This is a genomic window from Azonexus sp. MM2026_4, from assembly GCF_055901855.1.
Map to the genome: position 1 here is coordinate 736,818 of NZ_CM148380.1, position 22,527 is coordinate 759,344.

Here is a 22,527-nt window from a genome sequence, read left to right on the forward strand (position 1 = left end):
CATTTGGTTTAGCGAGAGACAAGCCCCGCAATACGTGATGCATATGCCGGGTACTGGGAGAAATAGACCAAAGTCTCGGCGTGATTTTTGTCCAGACGCTGCTGGGCATAAGCAAACCATCCACAGCCGATGGTTCGCATGTCATCAAGCTCACTTTCCAGCAATTTTACGCACCGCCCCTTGCTGATGATTTCTAGATCCCGGGACATGGCAAATCCTCGGGAATTCACTTGCCGACCCTTTCCATTCGCAGCTCACGCAATAGGACGGAGCATCGCCTGCGTCTTCGAGCTCGGCAACAATGTAAGCCTCATGGGCCATTTCGTTTCTCCATAAAAAAGCCACGGAGAGGTTCGCCCAGAAGGGCGATTAAACCCCTCCGAGGTGTTAGTTGTTGGTCAAATGCTTGTTGCGCTTGACGCTGCAGTAGATATCGCAGCTTCATCTTCGTGGTCAGCTAGGTGTTCGAAGTCAATCCCCAGCACCTCACATGCACCGAGGACTTCCCACTCCACCCAGTAGCCAGGCAGCGGATAGATCAGCGTCTGCAGGGATGCCTTGTGTTGGACGGATGCCTTTGCCGCCCATTTCCGCCACTTGGGCAGTAACAGGCTGCCGGGCTTTCCGTGGTCGTCAAACGGCCGCGAACTTTCCCGGTAGTAGACGACACCATCAACGACACACACGACGCCACGATAGCGCGCCCTGCCCGGCCCCGACGGCGCCATCAGCTTGTCGAGATAAGCAGGGCTCACCCGAGGATCGCGCTTTGACGCAGTTAGCGCCCAGCGCACCAACCGATCCCTGGACTCCTTAGGCATTGCTGCCAGAGCCGCATGGAGCGGTGGTGCCGAGTTCGCTGCCCACCTATCCACGGTATGACAAAGCGCGCTGAGGATTACCTGCAGCCTCCACCGGTCGATGCAACCGCACATCGCCGCCAGCTTTGCAGCCATCGGCTACAGACGATTGATCGAACTGGTTGATGCGGCCAGGCGCAGCCTTCGCGGTTCGGCCCTTGGTTTTCTCAATCAATTGGCGTTGGATGGCCTGCTCGATCGCCGGCGGGTTCGCGAATGCCACTACTTGCTTTTGAACCGCCATCAGCCATCCCAAGCAAAAGGCATCGGCGGCAGAGCGTTCTTCGGCTTTCGTCGCCTTCCAGCCTTCCGCTTTCGCTTCGTCGCGCAATTGCTTCGCATGTGACAGCCGAGACGTCCGCAATAGCCGCAACAGCACGGTCGCCGTATGCGCAGCCATGGTGGCCTGCGCGGCGATCCCGAGATAGCGATAGACGCCGCCGGCGCGACGGCCGTTCACTTTCGCACCAGGTAGGAACATCCCCTGACAACCGAAAGCCTTCCCCACCAGCGTCACCAACATCGACTCCCAGGCCGGCGGCCTGGTGCCATTGTCAGAGGCACAATCAACGTCGGCCGAGCCAACCTCAGAAGCAACAAGGCCAGCCTCGTCGAGGCCATATTTTCGCATCAAGGCCTGCGCCTGGCGCAACGCGGCGGCGGCCTCATTGGGATTGTCCGACGTTGACAGAGCCATACACTTCTTGACCTTGTCGATGATCCGTTCAAGCTCGTTATTCATGGTGGTTTCTCCAGAATTAACGCGGAACGGCACCCTGGCGGGCACAGTCCCGCAAGGGTGGTAAATATGAAATTTGACCGGCCCCGCGAGGGAGCCGGTCGTGTGAGACTTACTTTGAAATCGCGCGCAATGCGCTGGCCACTACTTTGACCAAACTCGGGTGCAAAACGCCCAGCTTAGGGTGTTGCCCGTGTTCCGGCCGTGGGGGGACGGCAAAAAACAGTTCATCCCATGGAATCTCGACCACAGTGCGGAGATCGAATTTGGTATCGAGGGCAAGGCCAGCCAATTGATACCCGAGCGGATTCGTCAATTTGCAAATTGCGAACTCACCCGCCATTAGCTGGTTGACCTTCTTGGACGTGCCGTAAGCCACTTTTAACAGGTGGCCATCTTCATACTGACTGACTTCGAGCACTAACGCCGGTCTCGGTTTGGGGCCAGGAACATCACGTGGTCTTTCCGGAAAACGACACCAGACGATATCGCCCGGCTCGGGTACTGGCCACATAGTTCCCCCCTCAACCAAGCAACGACTTTTTGCTCAGCAGGCGTCCTTTCGGTGCCCTCGTAAGAGCGGACTGTTTCAGCCGGTCAATATCCGATTCCGTCAGCGGACCATCATCTGCCTCATAGGCCGGCAGGGTCGCCTTGGCGAAGTTCGCCAGGGCAATATGTACGACAGCGGTTTCAGCCATGTCGAGCTCCTTGGAAAGCGCCTTCAGGGTTTCTCGCGAAACCCCGAAGGACGTGTCTTTTTGGCGAAATTTCAACAAAAGATTGGCAGACATTGTCGTAGCTCCGAAGTAGTTGGTATATATCCAATATATATTCCAAACCACGACAATTCAAGGGCAGCCGGAAACTACTCCCCACCCCACTGACGCAGGTACTCGGCGATGCCCTCGTCAGAAATGCCGCCATCGAACAGCACCTGGCGCGCACCGCTCACGTCACCATCGTTGAACAACAACAGTGCGCTGCCCACGGTCATCGAGTGGTGGCGCTCTGCCTGCGCTGCACGTTCAGCGCGTTGAGTAGGCGAGTGGTAAGCCACATATTCCGCTTGGCTCTGAAAATACATGCGAACTCCTTTCGAGAATAAAAAAGAGGGAGATCGCACCCTGACGGGAAACGAAATCCCCCGTGCTGGGTTGTTGAACTGAAATTCCCGTGGTCGATGACTACGGGCGGATCCTGCAGGCCGTACACAGCCAGTCCGAGCCAAACTGATTTCGGACTTGGCGTAGCAGCGGGCCGTCCGTTTCCTTCTCGTCGGCCCCACTGCCCCAGGCTTGAAGCAGCATGACTTTCCAACGACGCCCGTTCCTGGTGGCGAACCGTTGCAGAGCGGCCAACTGTGCCTGGCTTGGAGCGTTCAATTCCGGTTCGGCATAGTCGCCGATCTGGATTTCTGCCCCAAAGACATGCGCCGTGGCATCAAAGCCGTTCTGCGCAGTGAACCATGCAGGGGGATCGATAGGTTTCACCAGCAAACCGAGGTAGCCAGATTCGACGAAGTACCCGATCACTCTGGCCAGTCCGATGCGATTTATCGTCACATCGACAATTTCGTCGATGGACGGCGGTTGCTGCCCGTTCGACCAACGAGGCAAACCAGACGACTTAACCACAACCCTGTTTCGGATCGCGGCGTGCTCGAAGGGCGGCGGCACATCGAACTCTTGATACTTCATGGGATGTCTCCTTTCATGAAAAGAAAAAAGGAGACCGCACGACCCCGGATCGGGAGGTGGTCTCCCGACTGGGTGAAAACTAAATGAGCCTCAAGCCTTGCGGCCGCTCCGATCGCAGAGGCTGATCGGATTCAGACGTCGCACATTGCGTGACGACGGTGCTACTCAAATTGCATGGGCATTTTGCACCCAATATCTGCTTTTTCCAAGATGGCACGCCACCCTCGAAAAAACCGCCTCACTGGTATCTTTTCCTACATCCGCTTAAATTCATCTGCCGAGAAGGCGACTTCTTGAGCAAATTGATTAGCCTCGATAACGCTGTGAGCGTTAACCCCGCCCTGCGTCAACGCGACGTTCGCAGCGATAGCCGCAAGCTCCGTTTCTCCGATGTGAAGCGAAACAGTCATTCCTTGGGGAAGACTCATCGGCGACAAAATACACGCCACTCCGAGCTTTTCGAGTTTGCTCTTGGCTTCGCGCAGGACGGACATCTGGACGCCTTTTCCTATACGCCTGGATCTATTTGAGGTTGAGTTCGCGACGCAGATTTTTTAGTTCATCAGCAGGATCATTGGCCATGCCAATCCGCGCAATGATTGTATCGGCCCCACCAGCGGGCAATTTTCCCTGCTTAGCGGCATCATCAAGCAGCTTTGCGCCGGGATACCGCGCGTAATAAGCCCCGCCGTCGCGCATCCACAGATACGCCTTGACGAACGCAACCGCCATTACGACCGCAATGGTGACAGCCATTACAATTTGATTTAGTTCCACTTGATTTCCTTTTCCTGTCTTGGTTATTTGGTCACGAAGTCAAGACGACTCGGCACGCCCGGTGCGCGGAAGTTGAGCGCCAACGATGCGGTTACCAGATGCGTCGTCGCATTCAATATGCGCAATTTGTCTGCGCCATCCGGCATGCTTGCCCGTAGCGGTTCGAGTTCCTGCATCGCGGCTTCGAGCGCTTGCCGCGCCTGCTCAACATCCTGCATGTAGTCCATACCTGCTCCTTTCCCGATCTACTTCGAATTATCCACGACGAGTCGCAAATGCGGACCCTTCTCAACCTTTGGCAACAGTTTGCCAATCACTCTGCCCCCCTGGTCTACAACGATGCGCCCTGAAAACGCGACACGATCAAGGGCGTGATGAAGGACCGGATCGTCAATACCGATTCCCGGCATATACAGGTGCGCCGACAGCCCATGTTGGTTCAATACCGCTTCGGCTTCCTGCTGGGCTCGCTGGTTTTCTGCACGTCGCCAGAACGTGAGGCACCAATCTGCCACGAGCGCCAGGAATGCCCCGGCAGCAATTAGCGCAATGCGCTCAAAGTCCATGGTTCTTTTCCTTAGTGTCGGGTAGCGGTGCCATTTAGCCGCCATATTTCGCGCAAAGCCGCTCAAGTTGCTCTACCTGACTAGGCGTAAGGTCTGCCAACTTTTCGCCAAGCGTGCCCGTCATGCCGAAGGTTGTTGCCAAGTAGTGCATCGAATTGACGAAGGTTATCTCCCAATTATTCAAAGCCGATTGCGCCTTCAAGGCAGCAACCTTCGCTACGCGAGCCTCAATTAAGCCCAACCGCTCACGTTCTTCCTTTTGAGCCTCGGCTTCACTCTCTGCTGCGGGCCTCGGCTTTGCAAAGGGCTTAAAGGCCATATCCGTTTCCTGATCAGTGATTCATGTCGGTTTCCCGACGTTTGGCATTGCCGTTTTTGACACACTTGGGGCAGTAGTCGAGCACGCCGAAAGACTGCCAACCGCTCTCTTTTAATGCTGCCCGAACGTCTTTTTTGGAGACATTCATTTCGTGCCAGATCTCCGTTTCGCCACACCCGTCGCATGTCCATTGGATTGAGGTTTCAAGCATGACCTCTTTTCCGTTCTATTTCTTCAGTTCAGCTTCCAGCGAGCGCGGACACTTCCAGCTAGTGGCATCGGCCGGCGCCTCGCCTTCTTCAATCCAGTGTTCGATGCAACGCTCCCATTCAGTCGATTTACCGACTGCGCCACCTTCGGCCGCCATCGAAGCCTTCAGATCGAGGAAGTAGGCAGCGAATTTCTTGCGTCCTTGGGCTTCGTTCATCATGACTGGCTCCTTTTCCTGGTTAGATTTCGATCCAGCCAGCCACGTCCTCGTAGCTGAGGCGCAGCGGGTCGAGCGTCGTCTTGAGCTTGCAGCTCCAGCGAGACACTACTACCGGCTGGTCGTAGTATTCAAGGCCGCGAGCGGCCATCGCTTCGGGGCGCAGCTTGACCAGCGCCAGGGCGCCATCATCGCGCACCGGCAATGGGCCAGACTCGAATTGGAGATTGCATTCAAGAGCCATCTTCCTTTCCTTTTCCTATGGGTTCACAAGTTTGTTTCTGGGCATCACAGACACCAACAAGCCAAGTGTCAAGAGAATGAGAGGCAGAACCCCCGGCCAGATCATGGCAATCTTGAACGGCTCAGTTTGCAAGCCAGCCTGCGGAATGCTTTCGATAACCACCATTTGTGCCGGGTCGATTTTGCGCTCCACGCCGGCGGCGTTGACTACCCATTCAGAGCCATCAATCCGATACCGCATCTGACCATCCATCACCGCGCCATCCTCGAATCTGACTTTAACCACAGGGCCAGGATGTATATGGGACTGCAATACCTTGCCGATCTGCAAAGCCGGCCCGAGCAGAATGAGCCATGCAATAAAGGCTAGAACGCTACGCCGCATGGCCAGCCTCTTTTGGTTTGGAAAGCAGCTTTCTCATATATTATTTTCCTGGTTGCTCGCCAGACTCATCGGGACTATGAATATGGCCAAGGATGATCAGATAAATTAAAAAATAAGGCGCATATATGGCGACAACAGCGATTTGCTGATTGGTGTTCAAATCATCAAAGGACACGTATGTCCATTGCAATGTAATTGATGCCATAACCCACAAAACCAAAGTAACCGCGCATACCCAAAACAACAAGGTCTTTGACTGGCTTTTTTCAGGACGTAATTTCGCGTCAACGCACGAGGCCCAGGCAGACACGCACAGCGCCAAGCCACCCATCGATATACCCCCCCAAAAATACCCGCCGACCGAGAGCGCCCAGACCACGGTAGCCCACACTGCCGACCAGACATCGACCACGACAGTCCAGTGGTCAATTGCATTACCTAGTAGAGCGAGCATCGCAACGCCAGTTGCTACGATCCGGATTCCCTTCATCCCGCATCTGCGTGCCACCTGAGCGAATTCAGGTTGTGATTCTTGGTGTAAAGTATTGATAGCCATGTCAATCTCCAATCAGCTTGAGGTGGTTAGGCGTTACGCACGGGTTCCCGCCTTGCGTAACGCCGACCAACGAACGGCTTGTTATTTGCCGTCAAAAGGGTTGAGGAGTTCAATCCAGCCCCAACGCGAAGCGAAATACAGAGCACGAGAAAACCTGCGCACGCAACCGCTGTTTGAATGCTCACGTCGGCGCCTGGATTGCGTCCTATGCATGTTCTTTTCCTACGCCTCAGTTAGTCGCGTAAACTGGGGACAGCTTGGGCTGCAACTGGCGCAGTCGGAGCGTCAACAATTCATTTCAGCGAATCTATTCTGGTACGCAATGCGTACCGCGTCAAGCGGTTTTTGATGCCTTTTGAATCTTTTCTTGGTGGGCGATTAGAAGGCTGTCGATGGCCCGCCGAGCAAGGTCAGGCAATGACCTATGATCTTTGGAAGTTTCTGGCATGCGGTACGTTTTCAGGGCGCGGGGCTTTATTCCAGCCAGTGCTGCGAGAGCATCCCATTCCACGTTAAGCGCGGCCTTGGCTGCTTTCAGATATTCCTGTTGTGATTGTTCGGTCATGGTTACATGCGGTACTCAATGCGTACCATCATAGCACCGTCTCGAACATCTCGCGCGGCGCGATATAGCCCCTTGAGGTAACTTTGCAGGCTATCGGCGGCCAGGTACTCGACCACTTCGCCGACCGCGTTCCTGGCACGCTTGGTATTCAGTTCGTAGGGACCGCCCTTCCAAGTCAGGAACGGAAAAGCCGCCGAACCCCAGAGTGGAGAACGGCGGCTGAAACTACAGAAATTACATCCCGAGACGGGATGCGCTGCGATGCAGCTTTTTAGCAAGGCGGGTATCCGCCATGAAGTCGTTAGGGGACCGAAAATCATTGCCCTACAAGCAAGTTCTCGAAGACGACGGTCTCCGCTTCGAACCAAGTGGACTTGATTGCCCGAGAATCCAGTTCAAAGCGTTTTGCGGTTGCGCCTTCCGGCTCATCCACCGGTTGAGGTTCCACAAACTCAATGGTCACTTTGCGGCGGCCACCGTCGTCCTTAATACCGACGATGGTGGCGATTGCCTTGGTGAAGCCAACTGACGCTCGATGCCCCACGGTGAATCCGCCGAGCGAAAATCCAACCGCCTGATCATATTTCCGAACCATTTTGCTACTCCATGTGAATCGCGGAGCATCCCCATTGCGGGGATGGGTGTCCCCGCTTGGGTTTTTGAATGTAACGAGCCAGTTTTACGTGGCCGTTCTCGTAACGCCACTTCTCAGGCGGCAGCCTTAACTATTGAGCCACGCCATGAATGCTGAGTCCTGAAAGAACTCGGGCGCATTAATGACCAAGCTTCTTGATTGTTGAATTTCCATGTTGCCTTCTCCTAACTGCCTTGTGTCATGCTGCAGCCTTGAACTTCTGGCCGCCTGGCGCGATGACCCCCAACTGAAATGCCAACAAGGATTCCCCAAGCAGTTGGGCGATAGCCCGGACAGGGCGATAAACGATGCTCTGCCCCAACAGTTCGTGCCCCAGGGTCTGGCCCAATCCTGACACCAGATGCTCAGGAATCCCCTTCAGGCGCGCGTGCTCCCTCACGGTAGGCAAACGCAACAAGTCAGGATCCTGCGGATGACGAAAAAACGGGTCCGTTGATCGGCGCTTCGCAATCCCCTTGGTCAGGGTCGCGATGCTTCGCTCGCTGCCGTCGAAAATCTGCATCCTGAACCCCTTCCCTGCTTCCTGGTCGCGCACCTCTTTGTCCTTGAGGTACTGCATGGTGCTCCAGCAGGGATCGTCCAGCGGGATGTTGTCCATGACATCCGCCAGGCGCCGCTCGGGATATTCCCCGGGCTGCAGGGCGTCGAAATCAAACGGGATGCCCTTCGTGACAGCGACCAGAAACCAGCGCTGACGGGCTTCCAGTTCACCCCAGTTGGTGCCCAGTAGCTCACGCTCATGGACGTCGTACCCCATATCAGCGAGATAACCCCTAAGGACGGCTGCAGACGCACTGCTCGCGTAGGCGACCACGTTTTCCATCACGCACGCCACCGGGTTGAGCTTGGCCAACAGCGCGATCGCGGGTGCGATGAGATGGCCGACTGCCGGGTGTTGCTCAGGCAGGGCGATCTTGTTGCTGGTCCGCCCTGCCCTCGAAGCACCGCTGCAGGGCAGGCCAAGATCGACGATATCGACCTCCGGTAAGCGCCGGACGACTTCATCATCAAAGGCCAGTTCCTGCAGGGGCAGGTTGGCCATGATGGTCTGGTCGCCAAAGGCATCGTTGTGGATCATTGCGTGTTCCGCGAGGTCAGCCCGGATCTCGTTGGACAGCAGCGAGATGGCCTGCAGCCCGACATCCTGGAGCCCGGCATGCAGCGCATGAGACAGCACGCCACCACCGGTTGCCACGCTCGATGTCTCGAGACAGCCGTTCGCCAGATGCGCCTGCAGGCGAACCAAGCGGCGGCGCCGGCGCAGTTCGCTGGCCAGCGGCGAAATGAAAATGTGACGGTCACCAAAAACCACCCGGGCGGACTCATGGCCATCGAGCGGCGCCAGGTCGTTTCGTGAGTTGATATCGATCACCGGCATGATGCTGTGGCCGCGAACCTTCCGGGAAACCCGGCGTTCACCATCCTCGGCGACACGGAGCAAGACCCCGTTGCCATGCCGTTCAACAGCAAAGCGCACGCCAGGCTCGAAGCCGGCCCGGCCGGTGGCAATCGATTCGACCCAGATATGGGGCGAACCGCGCTTTGTGCGCATACTCAAAATGGATACTGCTTTCATGCGATTCTCCAAAGAGATGCGGAGAACCCCTTGCGGGCGCTCCCCGCAAGGGTGGTGATTGAAAAATTGGGCGTGCTGTCAGTGCAACTCGCCGCCGAGATACTCGCGGCCGCTCATGGTTTCCAGAGCGAACTGCAGCCCGTCACGCCGGCCGCGCCAATACTCCCGTTCGGTTTCCGTGCGCGCGGTGTCGTGCTGCTGCTGTGCCTCCTTGAGCAGTCCGATCACAACTTCCGCCCTGCTGCTGATTTCGTGCTCATACATCTGGGGTCTCCAAATGCCCAGGGGAAGCCCTTCCGGGCTCCCCTGCTGCGTGGTTGAAAAATGATGCTGAAACTACGCGACCAATTTCTTGGCCAGCGCGACCTCGATCGAGTCGTCGTTCTGATTGAGGATGTCCAATCCGGATTCCGGCATGTCGCCGGAAGTGGATTGGGATACCGCAATCTTCTTGGCCATCAGCTCCAGGCACGTCATCTGTGCCGTTCCCCGGTGGCCGAAGAAATACACATCGACGTCTTCCTGTTGACCGATCCGCCAGGACCGGCGGGCGGCTTGCTGCAAGGTGTAGACGTTGTAGCCAGATTGCATGAAGGCGATCGTCGGAAATTCGAGCAAGTCGAGACCGGTTTTCACGAGCTCCGGATTCGTCAGCAAGACATCGATGCCGCGATCGACCTGGTCAGCAACCCAGTCCTCCCGCTTTGTGGCATCCACGCTTGCGCGCAGGATGGCCACGCGCAGACCTGCACGTTCCAGCATCACCTTCAGCCGTGTCGTCGTATCGCGCGTCCCGGTATAAACCGAGTAGGCCAAGACCCTGCGACCTCGCCGCTTCTCCCGCTTGCACAGATCGAGCAGCGCCTCTTCCTTGGGCATCGACTCGTCGTTGCTGAACACCGCCGGCTGGAAAGCCAGCGTCGCCCTGGAGCGAGGATGCCTCACCAGCTCATCACGGAATGCACAGTCCGGCCAGGCCAACAGCACCTGCAGGACCACCCCGAGCAACGTGGGGTCGCCCTTCGCCAACGCATGCCGCAACTCGGCGGTGAGTGACATCGAGAGCTTCGCGTAAGCCGCTTGCTGAGCCTCGGTCATCTCTACCTCGACAAAATGCTCGCGGTAACCAGGCAGGACGCCGGCGCCGATATCGGCGAGCTTGAGAAAGACCGTGCACGGTAGGACGTAGCGCATGATGCCCTTGGGGCCGAACCCCGCGCCCTTTGCCGTGCGCTTGGCTTCGTGCTTCCCCTTGGCGGTTCGATGGGCCTCTCCCGAGGTTTCCTTGAACACGTCCTTCAGCACCCCATGGTCCCGCATGAAGGTCATCGATGCGGTACCGAGCGAGCGACGGGCGTTGACCCGGTAGCCATCAGCAATCATGGCCTTCGGATTCAGGCGCCACAGCAAGAAGAAAAGGTCGTCGGCGTAGCCCCCCATGAGCGTACCGGTGAGCAGCAGGGTCTTGCGACACTTGCGCGCCAGCACGCCCATGGCCTGACCTTGGGCTGAGCCTTGATTCTTGTACTCATGCCCTTCGTCGACCACGAGCAGCCCGAAATAGCCGTGAGGGAGATAGCGCTTGATGAACTCGGTCGCCTGGTAATCCCCTTGGCCAATCGAAAACTCCATGCTGGCCATCGCCCGCTCCATCCGGACCGCCTGCCGATCACTGAACACCAGTTCGCCGTTCTCATCCATCAGGTTGATGAACTCGTAGACGTTGTCTTCAAGCATGCCGCCCAGGAGCGACTCCCCGAAGGTTGCCACCAGGCGATCAGCGGTTTTCTCGCCGATCGTCGGGAGTTGCTTCAAGGCATCGAGCACGATCTGACGCCGCGAACGCATGGCATTGCCCTTGCGGGACAAGGTCCACAGCCTGGCGCCACACGCCGGGCACGAACGTCGATCTCGATCGAGCTCGACCGCCGCAACGTCTGGCGACAACGGGATATCCGTGCCGTCGACCAGCTGGTGGGTCAAGTATTCACCGCAGTCCGGACAAGCCGCATAGCGTGCATGGTGCAAGCCACCGATCTCGTCGCGATACACCGTCCGCCGGATGGCAAACGAGGGCTTCCAGTGAAACCCCATGCGCATCCGGACACGGCCCAGGATGAAGAACTCCGGCACGCTCGGCCGCTCACGCAAACTTCGCAAGGCCAACAGTTTGCGCAGCGTATCCGGACCATTGAGGATCCAGACCCGGGCATTGGAAACCGTTTGCTTGATCTCCCGTCGCCACTTATAGACCAGGTGCGGCGGCGAAATGATCAGCGCCCGTTCGTAGCCCTCGGCGTGCATGACGGCTGCTGTCGCGATTGCCATGATCGTCTTACCGGTACCCATCTCGGCATTGATGATCGCCGACGGGTCACCGGCATCGATCATCAGCGCCGCGCAGGCCTGCACAACGTCGCGCTGTGGTTCAAAGGGTCGGCGCGCAAGGCCATCGAGGACACGGTCACGTCCCGGGTGGGGCCGACCGTCATAAATCGGCGGATTCTGTTCGCGTACTGCGTCGAGCAAGGATTCGCCAAAGGTGGATACGAAATCGCCGAGAGACATCTCGACGGGGGCCGGCAGTGTGGTCGACACAGCGGCAGGTTTGAGGATGGTCATGGTGCTCGCTCCGCAGCGTTTTGCGGGTCACACCCTCCCCGATGGGAAGCGTGCTTCCCGCGAGGGTGATTGATGGATGCCGAATGGACGGCGGTTAGAAAATGGGTGGTACGTTTTCAGTATTCACTCGGCAACAACAAGGTCGTGACCGAACGATCCGCCTCGGTGATGATCCAGATGGTGTTTCCACCGCTACCGGAGCACGGTTCCTCGGGCTCAATCGGATAGGCCGAAAAAATGCGCGAGCCATCACGAAGCGCCTGGTCATTTCGATAGCCGTCCGACGAGGCTCCCCAGTCACCCAGTTCATGGCGACGCAGGAGATGCATCGGGTTGACCACATTGGCATCAATCAGATCCTGAATGCCCTGGGTACAAACCACTCGTCCCAGCTCGAACAACGGCACCCGGGTGTCGGTCTCGGCTTGAGCGCGCAGCGCCGCTTGAGCAGCTCGTGCAACTCGTTGCCCGGCATCGCCCGGCATATCCGCCTCGTTGAGCGTCAGCGCACCAGTGGCCACGGCCATCGACACGATCTCCTCAAACCCATCCGGCAGAGCGATCGCGGCACCGTCCACCTTGCCGATTGGCGGTGTGTCCGTCGTTTGCAACGGAGTCACCAGCTCGTCATCCAGGGCGGCCATCAATGGCCAGCGCCAGTGGTCGAGTAACGGAACAGGGCACAGCTCGCGCAATAGCAGCCAGATGCGATCATCGAAAGCCTCTACGGACTCGGAATCATCGTGGCGCAACAGCAACGCCCGACGATTTGCCCGATCCGGCTTGATCACGCCTTCACCATACAACCAGGTGTGAGTCAGATTACCGAACAGCGTATTACGCGGCAGGCGCCCGGTCAGCTTTTGCAGCTTCTCGGGCTCGGGCAACGCAATGCAATGCTGCTCATGGCCTCGAACCAAGGTGAAGTCCCGACGGCCGCCCTGCCCGGTTGGCAGGCTGAAGGACGCCAGGAACTGCAGGATCACGGTATCGCGGCCGTACATCGAGAGAAACGCCAGATCACCGTTGGTATCGCGTACTGCGGCATCAACAAACACATCGGCGAATTCCCGGATAGAAAAAAGTGAGCTTTGCATCGAAGGAACTCCAGCAAAAAAGCCCGTGGCGGCCGATCCTGTCGGATCGACTGCAACGGGCTTGGTCTGAGAAAACCGATCAGATCGGCAGTTGGTAGGGCTTGGCTTTTGCCATCACCAGCGCATCCGGCCGGCGGTTACTGGCACGCTCTGCTGCACGCAGTGCGGCCTGCGGAGACGGATAACGCGCAATGACCAGCGGCCGTTCTGCGAAGTTGCCGTCAGTGCCGAGCTCTCTCTCTTGTCCGAGGAAGATCTCGACGCCGACATAGGGACGTGCAATCCGGCCGAAAAGGATGGCGCGGGCTTGCTCCGCACCCATGCGAAAAATGACGTCGTCGAGGCTATCGAGCGTCAACATGAACACCTCGTCACGCATGACTCGCAAGACGCCGCGAATCAAGGCGCCGTCGGTGGTTCCCAGGGCGGCAATCCGTTGCTCGTCGGTGGCGGTGGTTTCGGTCAGTACAAACATGGCTTGCTCCAGTAAATTCTGGGGACAAGCCGCCCGGTCGGGGGGATCTTGTCCCCCTGAACGGGTTTGAGGATTGGCGAAAATCAGTTGATGTTGAGCACCGGCCAGGTCTGCGATTGCTGACCGGACGAATTGCGTGCGCTCATTTCAACGTTGGAAGCCTGGTGCGGGCGAGCTTTGCTGGTGCCTGCAGACAGCCAGGACATCAGGCGTGCGAAACGCTCTCCCCACCGTTTGGCCTTCGCGTAGCGGATGCGAGACAACTGGACGGTCTCGCAGGCGCGAACGTAGATCCCCGCATACTGGAGCTTGGCTTTCGGGTCGCTGTCGAGAAAATCAACAATGATCCGTGCCGTGGTCGGGTTGGTGATACGAGATACCAAGCACTGCCACTGGGTGACGTCCATCGAACGCATTGCTGCATCCAGTTGGTCCATGGCACCTTGGGCGGTTTGAGTCTTTCGATCGTGGGTCTTGTTGATCATTGCAATCTCCTGAAAAGAAAAAAGGGAGATCGCACCCCGGTCGGGAATGGAATCTCCCGTTCGGGTGGTAAAGCGCTAAATGAACCCCAAGCCTTGCGGCTGCTCCAGTTACAGGGGCTGACTGGATTTGACGCCGACACATTGCATGCCGACGGTACTGCTGAAGCGGTTCTAGGATATCACCTCCCCGCCAACCCCCGTCAAGAGGCTGGCAGGCTCAGGTCGAAAATTCCTTCATCATCGAGCGCCCGTGTCGAAATTCGGTGCGCCCCGCATTCCTGAAGCAGATCCAGGTAGCTGGCCAAGCTCTTTTCATCCCCTTCGTGAAACTCGATGTACTCGCGCTGGTTCGGGCCAGTATAGAAAATCGCATATTCCATGTGTCTCGTTTCCTTGTTGTTGGCTCAGGCGCTCGCTTGCGCGAGCCCTTGGCCGTGACCTACTTCAATACCTTGTACCCCTCGCCCGGGTAGCGGCGACGGACAAGCTTCAGTGCTTCCTTGGCGCTTGGTGCGCGGATCTTCTTCGTGGTCTGCTGCGGTGGGCACCACTCACCGAAATGCATGTGCCCATACCGTAGAAAACCAATTTCAAATAGCTGGTTTTCATCTGCCATGGTCGCCTCCTAGCTGATGGAAACAACGGAACCCAACCGCGCGCCCGGGGTGAACTCCAGGCCGCGAATCACCGGCACGAAAATGTCTGTCAGCGTGTGCGTCTCGGTCACCGAGCCGTCATCGTGCGTCGTGACATCGACGTGCTCGCGCTTAGCCTTGTAGGTATCCCCTTTGACCAACAGCACCCTGCCATCTGGCGATCGCACCTCACCGCAGATTTGCCCTGCGGCGAGCGCCAACGCCAGGTGCCATGGACGCATGGCGCGCAACGGCCGACGGTGCGCCTGCTGCACCTGGCCGAACTGCATGCCAAACCCGGGCCACAAGGTATTGCTGCGAAACCGCATCAACTCGGCTTCGAGCTGAGGCGCGTCGATCCGGACCGCATGGAACCGAAAGTCCGCTTCCGCAAAATCCGCTTCCGGAACCACGTAAGGGCTTTCCGGCCAGATTTCAGGCAGCACCTCGACCAGGCGATCACCTCGGCCGAAAGCCTCCAGTGTTTGGACAACACCGGCGTCAACCCGACCCGCGTTGCGCCGGCGAACGCCGAAGATCACCACTTGTTTGAAGCGGGCTTCCGGTGCGGTGAAGCAGCGAACCCGGTCAAAGTTGCGGGAGATCATGGTCGAGAATTCAGCGTCCAGCACGTAATGCGGGACGATCAGAACCAGGATGCCGCCGTAGCGCAACATGCCCAGCGCGCGACGAAAAAAGACCTTTTCCAGCCGTTCGCGCTTGGTCTGATCGCCGATCTGCCCCTTGTCGGCCACAACATCGCCGTAGGGCGGGTTGAGAAACAAGAGCCCCATCGCGCGCGGCGAGCAAGAGACGTCGTGGATGTCACTGTGCAATACCGTATCGAGCAGGGTCTTTGCGTGCCAGGCGCGCTCGGAATCAAACTCGACCCCAAAGGCCTGAACAGCCGCACCGTCCTCACCCAAGTGCTGCTTGAGATCGGCCAGCGCAGTCCCCTCGCCACAGCAGGGATCGCAAATCCGGATGCCGGCGGCGTCCGTGGACAGGGCGGTGACAATGCGCCCCAGCGTCACCTCATCCGTCGGGAAATACCCGTTCTTGATGAAGTTGTGGGCCAGTCTTGAAAACATCAATGCCATGAGTAGACTCCTTTGAGAGAAAGAAGAAACCCACGGAACTCCCCACCGGGAGAGACCCGATGGGCAGCAAACAACAAAAAACCCCGGAGAAGCGATGCTTCCTTGCCTGTTTCAGGGGCTGACAGGCGTTCGGTCACCCGAAGGTGCGACGATTTCCCCAAACACGCTTTCAGCAAGCACGCTTGGGGAACCCGTCGCGGGTTCTGTTTGGACAAAGCAATCGTCTGATCAAGCCCCCTCCGCGCCGATTCAGTGGTGCGGGGCATCCAGAACGAGGGCCAGGATGCCGAAACATGAGCGCGAAGCGCCAAAAAGCCGCGACCTGTCGGTCAGTCGCCCACCTGATTCAAAACCACCTGCGGACAGGCTTTCCCATGCATTCACTGCAATGCATGGGAAAGCCCGCGAAGGGGCTTTCTGAACTACGCCTGGTTGAACAGCCAGCTTTGCGAGCCGGCGTTGAAGCTATAACCCAAAGACTTGAGACGATCCCGCTGCAAGCGGAACTGAATGCGGTCGATCGTCGGATCCAGCTTGACGGGCTGTCGGCCGGCAACGGCGTCAAACAGCTCGCCGAACAGGGACTGATCGGCCGCGTTATCGGTCGCTGGTGCTTGCGGCTTTGAGGACGGACGCTGCCGCTTTTCAGCAGCGGCAGGTTTCACCTTTGGCGGATCGACGAAGTCGGGCGCCACCGGCGGCGATTCTTCCTTCGCGGGATCGGGCTCGACCAGGTCTCGGCTGTCTGCATTGACGCGAGCGTGGCCTTCGATCTGCAGGTCTGCCAATTCGGCACGGATTTCGATGACCATCCGGCCGTATGACGTGTATGCCTTGGGATATATCTGTCGAATCCAGAACAGCCCGTCGTAGAGCCCGTCGTCGAACTGGTCAAGTACCGCATCTTTGACGCGGAACTCCCCGAGCTCGGTTTCGAGATCGCCGACACAAAACGGGCCGTTGGCCCCATTGATGCGCTTGATGCGCAACTTTCCGGGTATGGATATGGACATCAGGTTCTCCATGAGAAAAAGCCGGGGAACCTGCCGCGTCGGGAAGATTATCCCGGCGGGGTTGGGTGATGCGAGAGGGTGAAACCGCCAACCTCTTTCGAGGCCGGCGGGTTTTGTTGAAAGTGCGCGAGTGGAATTCCAAGTCCACAAGCACATGGGTTGCTATGGATCGGGATTTGGAAGGATCTGAACGACCAGGGAGCTCCCATCTGAATAAAACCCCAAGCCCGAAGGCCGTACCTGTGTCAGGGGCTGACAGGTCACCACCGCAAAGCGGCGTCGTGTTTTTAGCGATCACACGCAAAACGCTGGAAATTCATGCTGTCCAAAACGTCCATAGCCTGGAGGTTTTGGGCAGCACTCCCTTGCGGGAGAACTGCCGGTATGGCAAAAACGGCTGCAATTTACCACAGTTGTGCCTCACATACTGGCACCGTTGCACGTCATACAGGAGCGCGCGTTATTTGACAATGCCGCTTTCGCGGCGCTTGGATGAGGAAAGATGGTTGCATTGGTAATTCGCTTCACTCGCTTGCTTCCGCGAATCCATGTTCCATCAGGGAGTTTGACGAGACAAGACATAGCTTTACTGTCCCATCGGATACACCTTCGGAAAGTCCTTCCACCCTTCACCGCGAATCATCGCAGTGATTGGCTCGTTGTTGGCATATTCACCAAACGATTCAGCACGCAGTCCAGCCACGATATGGATTGGCTTTCCCTCAATCGCCATGTCCGGCTTCAGGGTATGGCCAGGCGCTGGTTGCGTTGTCGGTTTAATACCCACCGACGATTCGTTGGCCTGCCAATCACCAAAAATATAGCCAGAAAGCGCAAGAGGAGAATTAGCCCAAATCTCCCGGATTATTGGCCGGAACAAATGAACAATTATCGTCTGCGTTGGAATTCCGCCCGCAACGCTACGCGAAGAGTCTCCCTGCCTGACACGAGCATTCGGCTGAACCCGTCCCGCTTGCCAACTAAGCAACACAATCTGGTGAATTCGCTTATTGGCACGAAGCGCTTCGATACGACCATTAGCGGCCTCGATCGTATCATGCGTACTATCCCATTCTTGAAAATTACCGACGCGACCATTTACATAGTCAACGCGCAACACATCAATCAAATACTGCATCTTTATCTCCTCAATTAAGCTTCGGAAGCAATCCAACCCCGCAGAAAATCACGGGCCACGGTATCGGAACTCGCGCCCCAGTAATCAGAGCCGAGATTACCGCTGTAGAAGCGCGTTCCGGCCGGGGTCCCGTTGACAAAACCCTCGATACGGTAGCCGCCGCTGGAATAAAGATCAGACGGAAGGTCATAGACATCAATTGCCTCGCACTGATCCATGGTAAAAATATCAAGCCTTACTTGATATTCTTTGCCTTCGTAACCAATAACATGATCTTCAGTTTTCATGCTCATCTCCTAATTAAAAGAAAGGGCATATGCCCATAGGTCGCAACTTCTTTCTTGAGAATTGCTGCTAAATTTCAAAATAAAACCCCAGGCCCGAGGGCCGTACCTGTGTCAGGGGCTGACAGGTCACCACCGCAAAGCGGCGTCGTGTTTTTAGCGATCACACGCAAAACGCTGGAAATTCATGCTGCCCAAAACGTCCGTCGCCTGGAGGCTTTGGGCAGCACTCCCTTGCGGGAGAACTGCTGTTAAGAGGAAACAAACCCCTTCGAATTCGCCGCTTGCGTCCATCGCGCCCCTAGCCTGGCGAACTAGATGAGATCGACAAGATAAACTCGAATACGGTAACCGTTTGCTTTCAACTGCTCGGGCGTAACGCCTCCGCCAATTGATTCAGCTGCACGCCTATTCCAGGCTTCATCAACGTCGAAGGCTTCAACATATCCACCATCTGGTCCAGCAATGTCCCCATTTGATGGATTATCAATTACGAAACGCGTTGGAATGCCTTGCGAGCGACGTGCGGCTAGCACACGCTCAAAGGATTCCATCGCCACCTGACGACCATCGTGGGTTTCAATGGTTTGCATTGATTCACTCCTTTTATTTAGCATCGCGATATTCAGCGGTATTCAGGTTGCCGAAGAAATTCACAACCATTCTGGTGAATCGAATCGTAATAGAGCTTGATTGCCGAAATCTCTTCCTGTGTAAGGGGCGGAATTTTCCCACTTCGGGCATCCCACGCGAACATATCAAGTTGATCAAACCTGGTAGCAACCATGTACTGGATGAGTCGCGGGGACGCCATTTCCCGCAGTAAATTCCAGGCATCCGTCTGTAGTTTGGCTTCCGCAGCTTTATCCTCCCGTTGCTTGAGACAATAGTCTGCAGCAAACCGAGCCTGACGAATCTCTTCGTCAGAAGGTTGTCGCGGCTCATCGCCAAGTTCGTTGAGTCGAACAACCAGACTTTCGTAATCAGCACGACTGGGATATTTTGCTTTGATGTTATCGCAAGCAACCAGAAGGTCTTCATACGAACCAGGTTGGCTGAATCTCATCAGTTCGATGAAATCGTTCGGGCTTATCTCAAAGGACGTGCTGCGAACACCAATGGCATCACGAAGCCCCAAAACATCAGTCATTACAATGAATCTTGCCCATCTCGTTTCGTCTCCCTGAAATGGAAAACGGACCCCTCTCAAAGAGAAGGATCCGCTTGTTGATTACGCCGAGGCTGAAGCTTTAATCGTGGGTACCGGTGCGACGGGGTTCGTCGTCCGATGCCCCAAGGGCCAGGGAGGTGGTGATCTTCCCTTCCTTGTCCTTGTGATACACAACTTCATCGTTCACTTTGACGTAGGTGATCTGAAGCAGCCGCCCCTTGATGAGGCAAGCCATTTCGGTTGTGCCGGTGTCCCGACCGTTTTCACGCACCTTGCGTTCATACAGGTGGGCATAGGTGTCGCCGATGACAAAACCGACCACGACCTTGTTGATGTTCCTGTCGTTCTGATCCTTCGCCAGCACAAGCGGCGAGAGAACCTCGACGATTTCCTGGGCATCAGCACCGGAGACGCGGCAATCGAACATCGACGTGCTCGGATCGCTCACGGCGCCGTGAAGCGCGTTGATGCTGCAAGCCAGGTACGGCTCGCTGCGACGACCACCCTTGCCCTTGGTTTCAACCCGGCGAGTGCGGTTGAGGTAACCGATCCCACGGGTGTGCAGGTCAAAGTATTCGTTGGCGACGGAAGCGGATTGTTGTTGATTCGACATGACGATCTCCTGAAAAAAAGAAAACGGGAGATCGCACACATCCCGGACGGAGGTGGATATCCCGTTCGGATGGTTGATGCTGAGAAGAAACCCCGAGCCCGAAGGCTGTACCAGTTGCAGGGGCTGACTGGTCACCGTTGCTAGGTTGCCTAGCGAACGTACAACAAGTGCGGTTCTATTTCTACGCCTCCCGGCCGCCGACGTCAACACCCCGCAGGCATAAAATTCCGCTTGCTTCTGTACATATCATTGCATATCATATCGTCCATATCATTTCATTTCGTAAGGAGTCACACCATGGCCGGACGCGAACCCACCATCACCTATGACCAGGTCGCCGCCGCTGCAGCGGAAATCAAGGCGTCCGGCCGCAAGCCGTCTCTGCGCAACGTCCGGGAAGCCCTGGGCAACGTCGGCAGCCTCACCACCATCTCCCGCTACCTGCAGGGGTGGAACGACGGTCAGCCGAAGGAGAACAAGGTCGACATCAACATCCCCACGTCCGTGCTCGCCGGCATCCAGGCCGCGATCAGCCAGGCCTCCGTCGAAGCTGAGGCCGCCGTGCGCACCGAGTTGGTCGATACGCAACAGGCGCTGGCGGACATCACTGCCGAAGGCGAGCGCACGGCGGCCGCGCTCGATGCCGCCGAAACAAAGATCGCCGAACTGGAGATGGCACGCGCCGACCTCGCCGGCCGGCTTGATGAAGCCAAGGCGAAAGCGGCCGAGGGCGAACTTCGTCACGCCGCTGAGGTTGAGCTGCTCAAAGGCGACCTGGTGCGCGAACGGCACGCGGCCGAAGCGGCACGCACCGAGCTCGCCAAGGCCCAGTTGCGCCTCGAAGCGATGCCGCGGCTGGAAAAGGATCTTGATGACGCGCGTCGCGAAGCCCGCGAGAACGGCGCCCGGGCCGCAGAGGCTGAGCGTAAGTTGGCCGGCGCCGAAGCCAGCCTGGCGGCGGCAATGGCTGACCAGGCGCGCGACCGGGAGGAACTGAAGACCCTGAAGGTCGAGCACAAAGCCATGGCGGCGGAGCTAGGCACCGCCCGTGTTCACGTGCAGGCGCAACAGGTTGGTCTCGATGCCAGCCAGCGGGAAATTGCCATGCTCCAGGAACGCATCAAGGAGCTGAAGCCTGGAGCGTCAAAGCCGGTCGGCGCCACTGCCCCTACCAAGAAGACATCCAAGCCTCATGCCGATGAAAACAAAGGCGGCTAATCAGCCGGGGCAAGCCCGTCACCGGAACTTGCCCCGAGTTGCTTTACTTCTTCGCCGGCGGATTGTTCCCGCGTCCGCCACCGGACGGTTCGCCAGTGCGGCTCGGCCAATTCGGGTTGTTCGGATCAGCGTAGATGCGCGTTTGCATGATGGTGCCTGCCTTTCTGCAGAGGGTTGAAGTTGAGCGTCCGAAGTGGACGTGCGCTATGCTCACCCCGCGCAGATGTCCGACGGTACCGCCACATGGAAAACCTCTCTATCCCCACACAGTTCTCGCCCAACAAGACTATCGGCGAATTGCTCCAGGTGCCGTTTCAGCCGGTGACGGTGCTGCGGCCGCTTGGTCCCTACGGGCGGATGCTGGACCTTGAGCCAGGCGTTCCCCAATCCCCCGACCCGGAGTTTCTCGTCCGCCTGCTCACCGGCCACGCCAGCCACCAGGCACAGGTTCGGCACGAAGCCGGCGCTCAGTACAAGAATCTGGAGAACCTGGTGCGAGGAAAGCACAAGAGCAGCCCGACCACAAAAGCCGTGCTGGCCAGCGAGCTGGGGCTCTCGATCGACGTGCTCGACAAGCTCGATGGCAGCGCCCCGGAAGGGCCTCTCCTTCCCGACATGCTGTCCCTGTTTCGGCTGATGGAGGGACTCCCAACCTTGGTCACCTCACGCATCTTGGACAGAAATGTTCCATGCCGCTGCTGTGGGCATAACCTCTTGGGCGACAAGGACCACTGGTGGTCCAAACACGCCCCTGGGATAGGGGTTGCCGAGTATGAATTTGCCGAACGTCTGCTGAATGCGATTACCGGTGCTAGCCTGATTGAGCGCTTCCTCGGCAGTTTTCAGGAAACCCCTGAAGTCTATCTCGGTTGCATGGCATGCTTGGCCAAGCCGTCGAAACACCCGATTGGACATTGGCTGGCGGAAGCGCAGGCCGCCCTGAACCGCGACTCGTTGGCAGACCTGGCCATTGAGCTGGAGCTCAACAAGAAGACCGCCGCCCTCTTCTCATACGGCCGAATGAAGAAGTGGTCAGCCGGCCAGGACGTAATGCCCCTGTGGGCCGGGGAAATGATCGCCGAGGCCTGCGGCCAGGCCAAGGCGGGTCAGCGACGGTTGACCGCCGCCCGTGCGATCGCGTTGGTTATCGATTTCGTAGCCGCCACCCTACCCACCGATACCAGCCACCAAGCCGCCCGCACCATCGTTCATCAACGCCTTGGGCAACTTGGCCAGAATCTGCAGATATCCCTGGCAACTATCGTGAAGCCCGCAACCCCCACGGCAGAGAGAAGCGTAGCGGCCTGA

36 protein-coding genes are annotated in these 22,527 nt (G+C 57.5%); 2 read left to right on the plus strand and 34 right to left on the minus strand.

Annotated elements, in window-relative coordinates; genetic code table 11:
* Positions 1 to 8: 8 nt before the first annotated feature.
* The 34 genes from AC0KWY_RS03320 to AC0KWY_RS03485 all read right to left on the minus strand — a co-directional run bounded on the left by AC0KWY_RS03320 (position 9) and on the right by AC0KWY_RS03485 (position 20,001).
* On the minus strand, positions 9 to 209 hold the full coding sequence (locus tag AC0KWY_RS03320; RefSeq protein WP_474028228.1) for a hypothetical protein: 201 nt from the start codon (positions 207 to 209) through the stop codon (positions 9 to 11).
* Positions 210 to 398: 189 nt separating this feature from the next.
* Positions 399 to 755 (minus strand): hypothetical protein, encoded by a 357-nt coding sequence (locus AC0KWY_RS03325; RefSeq protein ID WP_474028229.1) that lies wholly within the window; start codon positions 753 to 755, stop codon positions 399 to 401.
* A 112-nt stretch (positions 756 to 867) separates the two neighbouring features.
* Complete coding sequence (locus AC0KWY_RS03330; RefSeq protein WP_474028230.1) at positions 868 to 1,602, minus strand: DUF7168 domain-containing protein; 735 nt, start codon at positions 1,600 to 1,602, stop codon at positions 868 to 870.
* 109 nt (positions 1,603 to 1,711) lie between these two features.
* On the minus strand, positions 1,712 to 2,113 hold the full coding sequence (locus AC0KWY_RS03335; protein ID WP_474028231.1) for a type II toxin-antitoxin system PemK/MazF family toxin: 402 nt from the start codon (positions 2,111 to 2,113) through the stop codon (positions 1,712 to 1,714).
* A gap of 10 nt (positions 2,114 to 2,123) precedes the next feature.
* Positions 2,124 to 2,393: a hypothetical protein gene (locus AC0KWY_RS03340; RefSeq protein ID WP_474028232.1), complete on the minus strand. Its 270-nt coding sequence runs from the start codon at positions 2,391 to 2,393 to the stop codon at positions 2,124 to 2,126.
* A gap of 74 nt (positions 2,394 to 2,467) precedes the next feature.
* Complete coding sequence (locus tag AC0KWY_RS03345; protein ID WP_474028233.1) at positions 2,468 to 2,686, minus strand: hypothetical protein; 219 nt, start codon at positions 2,684 to 2,686, stop codon at positions 2,468 to 2,470.
* A gap of 100 nt (positions 2,687 to 2,786) precedes the next feature.
* On the minus strand, positions 2,787 to 3,299 hold the full coding sequence (locus AC0KWY_RS03350; RefSeq protein ID WP_474028234.1) for a hypothetical protein: 513 nt from the start codon (positions 3,297 to 3,299) through the stop codon (positions 2,787 to 2,789).
* Between the two features lie 254 nt (positions 3,300 to 3,553).
* The gene (locus AC0KWY_RS03355) at positions 3,554 to 3,793 is read right to left on the minus strand and encodes a hypothetical protein (RefSeq protein WP_474028235.1); all 240 of its coding nucleotides are present in this window, start codon (positions 3,791 to 3,793) and stop codon (positions 3,554 to 3,556) included.
* Positions 3,794 to 3,821: 28 nt separating this feature from the next.
* Positions 3,822 to 4,076 carry a hypothetical protein gene (locus AC0KWY_RS03360; protein ID WP_474028236.1) on the minus strand — a complete coding sequence of 85 codons (255 nt, stop codon included), beginning with the start codon at positions 4,074 to 4,076 and terminating at the stop codon, positions 3,822 to 3,824.
* Positions 4,077 to 4,099: 23 nt separating this feature from the next.
* Positions 4,100 to 4,303: a hypothetical protein gene (locus tag AC0KWY_RS03365; protein ID WP_474028237.1), complete on the minus strand. Its 204-nt coding sequence runs from the start codon at positions 4,301 to 4,303 to the stop codon at positions 4,100 to 4,102.
* 18 nt (positions 4,304 to 4,321) lie between these two features.
* Positions 4,322 to 4,642 (minus strand): hypothetical protein, encoded by a 321-nt coding sequence (locus AC0KWY_RS03370; protein WP_474028238.1) that lies wholly within the window; start codon positions 4,640 to 4,642, stop codon positions 4,322 to 4,324.
* A gap of 34 nt (positions 4,643 to 4,676) precedes the next feature.
* Positions 4,677 to 4,961: a hypothetical protein gene (locus AC0KWY_RS03375; RefSeq protein ID WP_474028239.1), complete on the minus strand. Its 285-nt coding sequence runs from the start codon at positions 4,959 to 4,961 to the stop codon at positions 4,677 to 4,679.
* A 13-nt stretch (positions 4,962 to 4,974) separates the two neighbouring features.
* Positions 4,975 to 5,172 (minus strand): hypothetical protein, encoded by a 198-nt coding sequence (locus tag AC0KWY_RS03380; protein WP_474028240.1) that lies wholly within the window; start codon positions 5,170 to 5,172, stop codon positions 4,975 to 4,977.
* 15 nt (positions 5,173 to 5,187) lie between these two features.
* Positions 5,188 to 5,391, minus strand: a complete 204-nt coding sequence (locus tag AC0KWY_RS03385; RefSeq protein WP_474028241.1) for a hypothetical protein — start codon at positions 5,389 to 5,391, stop codon at positions 5,188 to 5,190.
* A gap of 19 nt (positions 5,392 to 5,410) precedes the next feature.
* A complete protein-coding gene (locus tag AC0KWY_RS03390) occupies positions 5,411 to 5,632 on the minus strand; it encodes a hypothetical protein (protein ID WP_474028242.1) in 222 nt (73 codons plus the stop codon).
* 15 nt (positions 5,633 to 5,647) lie between these two features.
* On the minus strand, positions 5,648 to 6,016 hold the full coding sequence (locus AC0KWY_RS03395; RefSeq protein WP_474028243.1) for a hypothetical protein: 369 nt from the start codon (positions 6,014 to 6,016) through the stop codon (positions 5,648 to 5,650).
* A gap of 40 nt (positions 6,017 to 6,056) precedes the next feature.
* Positions 6,057 to 6,572 (minus strand): hypothetical protein, encoded by a 516-nt coding sequence (locus AC0KWY_RS03400; protein WP_474028244.1) that lies wholly within the window; start codon positions 6,570 to 6,572, stop codon positions 6,057 to 6,059.
* A gap of 334 nt (positions 6,573 to 6,906) precedes the next feature.
* Positions 6,907 to 7,137: a hypothetical protein gene (locus tag AC0KWY_RS03405; protein ID WP_474028245.1), complete on the minus strand. Its 231-nt coding sequence runs from the start codon at positions 7,135 to 7,137 to the stop codon at positions 6,907 to 6,909.
* Between the two features lie 316 nt (positions 7,138 to 7,453).
* Positions 7,454 to 7,732 (minus strand): hypothetical protein, encoded by a 279-nt coding sequence (locus tag AC0KWY_RS03410; protein ID WP_474028246.1) that lies wholly within the window; start codon positions 7,730 to 7,732, stop codon positions 7,454 to 7,456.
* Between the two features lie 238 nt (positions 7,733 to 7,970).
* Positions 7,971 to 9,368, minus strand: coding sequence for a DNA cytosine methyltransferase (locus AC0KWY_RS03415; RefSeq protein ID WP_474028247.1), 1,398 nt, complete (start codon positions 9,366 to 9,368; stop codon positions 7,971 to 7,973).
* Positions 9,369 to 9,446: 78 nt separating this feature from the next.
* Positions 9,447 to 9,632 carry a hypothetical protein gene (locus AC0KWY_RS03420; protein ID WP_474028248.1) on the minus strand — a complete coding sequence of 62 codons (186 nt, stop codon included), beginning with the start codon at positions 9,630 to 9,632 and terminating at the stop codon, positions 9,447 to 9,449.
* Positions 9,633 to 9,704: 72 nt separating this feature from the next.
* A complete protein-coding gene (locus AC0KWY_RS03425) occupies positions 9,705 to 11,990 on the minus strand; it encodes an SNF2-related protein (protein WP_474028249.1) in 2,286 nt (761 codons plus the stop codon).
* 116 nt (positions 11,991 to 12,106) lie between these two features.
* Positions 12,107 to 13,087 (minus strand): hypothetical protein, encoded by a 981-nt coding sequence (locus AC0KWY_RS03430; protein ID WP_474028250.1) that lies wholly within the window; start codon positions 13,085 to 13,087, stop codon positions 12,107 to 12,109.
* A 79-nt stretch (positions 13,088 to 13,166) separates the two neighbouring features.
* Entirely contained in the window at positions 13,167 to 13,562 is a 396-nt protein-coding gene (locus tag AC0KWY_RS03435; RefSeq protein WP_474028251.1) for a hypothetical protein, read from the minus strand.
* A gap of 83 nt (positions 13,563 to 13,645) precedes the next feature.
* Positions 13,646 to 14,047, minus strand: coding sequence for a hypothetical protein (locus AC0KWY_RS03440; protein ID WP_474028252.1), 402 nt, complete (start codon positions 14,045 to 14,047; stop codon positions 13,646 to 13,648).
* Between the two features lie 200 nt (positions 14,048 to 14,247).
* Complete coding sequence (locus AC0KWY_RS03445; RefSeq protein WP_474028253.1) at positions 14,248 to 14,427, minus strand: hypothetical protein; 180 nt, start codon at positions 14,425 to 14,427, stop codon at positions 14,248 to 14,250.
* 59 nt (positions 14,428 to 14,486) lie between these two features.
* Positions 14,487 to 14,663 (minus strand): hypothetical protein, encoded by a 177-nt coding sequence (locus tag AC0KWY_RS03450; RefSeq protein ID WP_474028254.1) that lies wholly within the window; start codon positions 14,661 to 14,663, stop codon positions 14,487 to 14,489.
* 9 nt (positions 14,664 to 14,672) lie between these two features.
* Positions 14,673 to 15,782 (minus strand): DUF6094 domain-containing protein, encoded by a 1,110-nt coding sequence (locus AC0KWY_RS03455; RefSeq protein ID WP_474028255.1) that lies wholly within the window; start codon positions 15,780 to 15,782, stop codon positions 14,673 to 14,675.
* Between the two features lie 422 nt (positions 15,783 to 16,204).
* The gene (locus AC0KWY_RS03460) at positions 16,205 to 16,807 is read right to left on the minus strand and encodes a DUF3275 family protein (protein WP_474028256.1); all 603 of its coding nucleotides are present in this window, start codon (positions 16,805 to 16,807) and stop codon (positions 16,205 to 16,207) included.
* A 574-nt stretch (positions 16,808 to 17,381) separates the two neighbouring features.
* On the minus strand, positions 17,382 to 17,933 hold the full coding sequence (locus AC0KWY_RS03465) for a hypothetical protein (RefSeq protein WP_474028257.1): 552 nt from the start codon (positions 17,931 to 17,933) through the stop codon (positions 17,382 to 17,384).
* A 14-nt stretch (positions 17,934 to 17,947) separates the two neighbouring features.
* Complete coding sequence (locus tag AC0KWY_RS03470) at positions 17,948 to 18,220, minus strand: hypothetical protein (RefSeq protein WP_474028258.1); 273 nt, start codon at positions 18,218 to 18,220, stop codon at positions 17,948 to 17,950.
* Positions 18,221 to 18,531: 311 nt separating this feature from the next.
* Positions 18,532 to 18,810: a hypothetical protein gene (locus tag AC0KWY_RS03475; protein ID WP_474028259.1), complete on the minus strand. Its 279-nt coding sequence runs from the start codon at positions 18,808 to 18,810 to the stop codon at positions 18,532 to 18,534.
* Positions 18,811 to 18,842: 32 nt separating this feature from the next.
* Complete coding sequence (locus AC0KWY_RS03480; RefSeq protein ID WP_474028260.1) at positions 18,843 to 19,367, minus strand: hypothetical protein; 525 nt, start codon at positions 19,365 to 19,367, stop codon at positions 18,843 to 18,845.
* A 100-nt stretch (positions 19,368 to 19,467) separates the two neighbouring features.
* Positions 19,468 to 20,001: a DUF3577 domain-containing protein gene (locus tag AC0KWY_RS03485; protein ID WP_474028261.1), complete on the minus strand. Its 534-nt coding sequence runs from the start codon at positions 19,999 to 20,001 to the stop codon at positions 19,468 to 19,470.
* Between the two features lie 297 nt (positions 20,002 to 20,298).
* Here AC0KWY_RS03485 and AC0KWY_RS03490 point away from each other — a divergent pair, with 297 nt between their 5' ends.
* Both AC0KWY_RS03490 and AC0KWY_RS03495 read left to right on the plus strand, forming a co-directional pair.
* Positions 20,299 to 21,219 carry a DNA-binding protein gene (locus tag AC0KWY_RS03490; protein ID WP_474028262.1) on the plus strand — a complete coding sequence of 307 codons (921 nt, stop codon included), beginning with the start codon at positions 20,299 to 20,301 and terminating at the stop codon, positions 21,217 to 21,219.
* 243 nt (positions 21,220 to 21,462) lie between these two features.
* A complete protein-coding gene (locus AC0KWY_RS03495; protein ID WP_474028263.1) occupies positions 21,463 to 22,527 on the plus strand; it encodes a hypothetical protein in 1,065 nt (354 codons plus the stop codon).

Coding starts and splice junctions, on each gene's coding strand:
- AC0KWY_RS03320 (WP_474028228.1), bottom strand. CDS start 209: ATGTCCCGGGATCTAGAAATCATCAGCAAGGGGCGGTGCGTAAAATTG.
- AC0KWY_RS03330 (WP_474028230.1), bottom strand. CDS start 1,602: ATGAATAACGAGCTTGAACGGATCATCGACAAGGTCAAGAAGTGTATG.
- AC0KWY_RS03335 (WP_474028231.1), bottom strand. CDS start 2,113: ATGTGGCCAGTACCCGAGCCGGGCGATATCGTCTGGTGTCGTTTTCCG.
- AC0KWY_RS03340 (WP_474028232.1), bottom strand. CDS start 2,393: ATGTCTGCCAATCTTTTGTTGAAATTTCGCCAAAAAGACACGTCCTTC.
- AC0KWY_RS03345 (WP_474028233.1), bottom strand. CDS start 2,686: ATGTATTTTCAGAGCCAAGCGGAATATGTGGCTTACCACTCGCCTACT.
- AC0KWY_RS03350 (WP_474028234.1), bottom strand. CDS start 3,299: ATGAAGTATCAAGAGTTCGATGTGCCGCCGCCCTTCGAGCACGCCGCG.
- AC0KWY_RS03355 (WP_474028235.1), bottom strand. CDS start 3,793: ATGTCCGTCCTGCGCGAAGCCAAGAGCAAACTCGAAAAGCTCGGAGTG.
- AC0KWY_RS03365 (WP_474028237.1), bottom strand. CDS start 4,303: ATGGACTACATGCAGGATGTTGAGCAGGCGCGGCAAGCGCTCGAAGCC.
- AC0KWY_RS03370 (WP_474028238.1), bottom strand. CDS start 4,642: ATGGACTTTGAGCGCATTGCGCTAATTGCTGCCGGGGCATTCCTGGCG.
- AC0KWY_RS03375 (WP_474028239.1), bottom strand. CDS start 4,961: ATGGCCTTTAAGCCCTTTGCAAAGCCGAGGCCCGCAGCAGAGAGTGAA.
- AC0KWY_RS03380 (WP_474028240.1), bottom strand. CDS start 5,172: ATGCTTGAAACCTCAATCCAATGGACATGCGACGGGTGTGGCGAAACG.
- AC0KWY_RS03385 (WP_474028241.1), bottom strand. CDS start 5,391: ATGATGAACGAAGCCCAAGGACGCAAGAAATTCGCTGCCTACTTCCTC.
- AC0KWY_RS03390 (WP_474028242.1), bottom strand. CDS start 5,632: ATGGCTCTTGAATGCAATCTCCAATTCGAGTCTGGCCCATTGCCGGTG.
- AC0KWY_RS03395 (WP_474028243.1), bottom strand. CDS start 6,016: ATGCGGCGTAGCGTTCTAGCCTTTATTGCATGGCTCATTCTGCTCGGG.
- AC0KWY_RS03400 (WP_474028244.1), bottom strand. CDS start 6,572: ATGGCTATCAATACTTTACACCAAGAATCACAACCTGAATTCGCTCAG.
- AC0KWY_RS03405 (WP_474028245.1), bottom strand. CDS start 7,137: ATGACCGAACAATCACAACAGGAATATCTGAAAGCAGCCAAGGCCGCG.
- AC0KWY_RS03410 (WP_474028246.1), bottom strand. CDS start 7,732: ATGGTTCGGAAATATGATCAGGCGGTTGGATTTTCGCTCGGCGGATTC.
- AC0KWY_RS03415 (WP_474028247.1), bottom strand. CDS start 9,368: ATGAAAGCAGTATCCATTTTGAGTATGCGCACAAAGCGCGGTTCGCCC.
- AC0KWY_RS03420 (WP_474028248.1), bottom strand. CDS start 9,632: ATGTATGAGCACGAAATCAGCAGCAGGGCGGAAGTTGTGATCGGACTG.
- AC0KWY_RS03425 (WP_474028249.1), bottom strand. CDS start 11,990: ATGACCATCCTCAAACCTGCCGCTGTGTCGACCACACTGCCGGCCCCC.
- AC0KWY_RS03430 (WP_474028250.1), bottom strand. CDS start 13,087: ATGCAAAGCTCACTTTTTTCTATCCGGGAATTCGCCGATGTGTTTGTT.
- AC0KWY_RS03435 (WP_474028251.1), bottom strand. CDS start 13,562: ATGTTTGTACTGACCGAAACCACCGCCACCGACGAGCAACGGATTGCC.
- AC0KWY_RS03440 (WP_474028252.1), bottom strand. CDS start 14,047: ATGATCAACAAGACCCACGATCGAAAGACTCAAACCGCCCAAGGTGCC.
- AC0KWY_RS03445 (WP_474028253.1), bottom strand. CDS start 14,427: ATGGAATATGCGATTTTCTATACTGGCCCGAACCAGCGCGAGTACATC.
- AC0KWY_RS03450 (WP_474028254.1), bottom strand. CDS start 14,663: ATGGCAGATGAAAACCAGCTATTTGAAATTGGTTTTCTACGGTATGGG.
- AC0KWY_RS03455 (WP_474028255.1), bottom strand. CDS start 15,782: ATGGCATTGATGTTTTCAAGACTGGCCCACAACTTCATCAAGAACGGG.
- AC0KWY_RS03460 (WP_474028256.1), bottom strand. CDS start 16,807: ATGGAGAACCTGATGTCCATATCCATACCCGGAAAGTTGCGCATCAAG.
- AC0KWY_RS03465 (WP_474028257.1), bottom strand. CDS start 17,933: ATGCAGTATTTGATTGATGTGTTGCGCGTTGACTATGTAAATGGTCGC.
- AC0KWY_RS03470 (WP_474028258.1), bottom strand. CDS start 18,220: ATGAAAACTGAAGATCATGTTATTGGTTACGAAGGCAAAGAATATCAA.
- AC0KWY_RS03475 (WP_474028259.1), bottom strand. CDS start 18,810: ATGCAAACCATTGAAACCCACGATGGTCGTCAGGTGGCGATGGAATCC.
- AC0KWY_RS03480 (WP_474028260.1), bottom strand. CDS start 19,367: ATGACTGATGTTTTGGGGCTTCGTGATGCCATTGGTGTTCGCAGCACG.
- AC0KWY_RS03485 (WP_474028261.1), bottom strand. CDS start 20,001: ATGTCGAATCAACAACAATCCGCTTCCGTCGCCAACGAATACTTTGAC.
- AC0KWY_RS03490 (WP_474028262.1), top strand. CDS start 20,299: ATGGCCGGACGCGAACCCACCATCACCTATGACCAGGTCGCCGCCGCT.
- AC0KWY_RS03495 (WP_474028263.1), top strand. CDS start 21,463: ATGGAAAACCTCTCTATCCCCACACAGTTCTCGCCCAACAAGACTATC.